Source organism: Zooshikella harenae, from assembly GCF_018837975.1.
In the GTDB taxonomy this organism is placed as follows: Bacteria; Pseudomonadota; Gammaproteobacteria; order Pseudomonadales; family Zooshikellaceae; genus Zooshikella; species Zooshikella harenae.
On record NZ_JAGSOY010000197.1, the window covers coordinates 1 to 2,269 of the forward strand.

The 2,269-nt window shown below is 31.7% G+C and carries 2 protein-coding genes; both read right to left on the reverse strand.

Annotated elements, in window-relative coordinates; translation table 11 throughout:
* A partial coding sequence (locus KCG35_RS24740) for an ankyrin repeat domain-containing protein (protein WP_215822522.1) occupies positions 1-1,002 on the reverse strand: 1,002 nt, incomplete at its 3' end.
* A 12-nt stretch (positions 1,003-1,014) separates the two neighbouring features.
* Positions 1,015-2,269, reverse strand: a 1,255-nt coding sequence (locus tag KCG35_RS24745; protein WP_215822523.1) for a hypothetical protein, incomplete at its 5' end; no start/stop codon positions are given.

Genomic DNA, 2,269 nt, shown 5'->3' on the forward strand with positions numbered 1-2,269 from the left:
ACCTGTACTAACGGCCTTCATTAAAAGATTATATCCATTATTAGAAATATTAATATCTAACCCATTCACAACAAAATAATCAAAAAGATTATTTATACAATCTAACTCTTGGCCTACCTCATTCAACTCCAACATTAATTTAAAAATATAAGGATATCCATATTTATTCTTTCCATTAATATCAGCATTATTATCTATTAATTTTTTTGCCGCACAAAAATTTAACTCTAGCAGCGACCAACTTAATGCTGTATCCCCCTTAGAATCTTTAAAATTTACATTAATTCCATTATTTATTAAAAAATGGGTCATTCGATTATTATCTTCTTTGATTGCAACTATAAGTGCATTAACCCTATTTTCCTCACAATCTATAGCATCGAGATTTATATCTAAACCTGATTCCATCAAATATTCGACTACATCCATTGAATCATTTTTAACTGCATGTAAAAAACCTGGATAGTACTCATGACAAACTAAGGGATCAATTCCCTGTTTAACTAGCTTTTCTACTAACTTAACATCATTTTTTTTACATGCTGCAACAAAGTTAACAGTTTCTTTAGATACATTCTCACTAACATCTGGATTAAATTCAAATATATCTTTCCTACCATTTCTCCAGATGTATTTTATCGCCTCAGGATACCCGCTATCAAAACTTTGCCACTCTGAGTTAAATGCTTCCATTATGAAGTCAGTCATTCTATTATCCACAAAAAAATTGAATAACTGTTCTACCCCCTCTGACAACCCAACCTTTAAAGAAACATAATTATTAGAGAAACTCGCCTCTTTATCAGCCACTATTTCATACTCAAAAAATATATCTGATAACGTTTCAACCTCCTTGCTGTTAACTTTTAATATTTCTTCACATATGAAAGCAGCAACTTCCTTAAAATTAACTTCATTTAAATTAGATAATCCATTACATATTTCCCTTGAAGCACCAAACTCACTACTATTAACTGATAATGTTACATAAGTTGAAGACATATCTGTGTTACCTTAATCCTCTTCAGGTATATAACTTTTTAAAAGCTTAAGCCCATTCTTTTTTATGGCTTCCTTGGGAAGATGAAATGGCTTAACAGTGTCAAACAGTTGATACCAGCCAAAAATCAGATCTTTTCTTCCTAAATATTTATACTTTTTCCAGGCATTATTTGAAAAAACATTCCCTAAATACTGAAATGAAAATTGTTTTGACAAATCAATATCAAATTCAGGCTTTTCCTCAACCATTCTTTCTACTTTAGATATTAACAGCTCCTTAGTATTTATACCTTCTTCTTTCTTTTCATTCTTATATTTTTTATTAAAATTATGAACCAACCACTTTATCTTACTATTAATATCCGTCAGGCCAGCATAGCTTCTATCTAAGAAAAACTCTCTTCTGTAATTACCACCTGAAGAGCATTTCTTATTACTACTTCCTCTATCTTTTTTATAAATATAAACCCATTTTCTAGAAAAATTACTGCACCCTTTCTGAAGTGACTTAACCTCAATCCATTTTTCGTATTTTTCCCCTTTCATAACAATATCAACATTCCTTTCTAATTTATCTATATCGCCTCTCAGATGTAAATCTACATAATTTTTTTCTTCAAAACCTTTTAACTTGAACCCACTAGCAATATAGCTTGCAGCTACAGCAAGTTGAAACTGAGCTCCATTTGCATCTTTTAGATTTCCAAATTGAAACGATTTTTTTAATGTCCCTCCCATTGTTGCAGCAGCTTTTTCACTTATAACACCATTTGAAATATTTGTTTGATAAAAAGCTATCAGTCCAATTACTTCTAATATTGATAGCCTTTGGATACTATAGCCCTTAAGCATATTGCTAGCTCTCTTCCAACCTATTCTAGCTTTGACGAAAATTATTGCCCGCCATAATTCTGGTTTAAACAAAACTTTTCTTATTTCACTTAACGCAGGACTTTTACTATGAGCTTTTTTATCTTTCATCAAGGCACAGATTTGTTTTACTAAATCACCAATAAAGCCATCTTCCAAATCCAACTCTTTTTTCATCGCTTTCAGTTCTTTTAAAAGCTGAACTGCTCTGCCGAGTGGTAATCGTGATTTTTTTGGACTTTTGGCATAAGCTTTTGGAATAACAACACTAACTGCACTGGCATACCATGGCTCATAGGGTTGATTATCCAAATACGCAAAATCATCACCTGTTAAGACTTCCCCAAGTTCTCCACCTAAAGGCATTGATAATAAATCAATCCAGGCCAGTAAATGG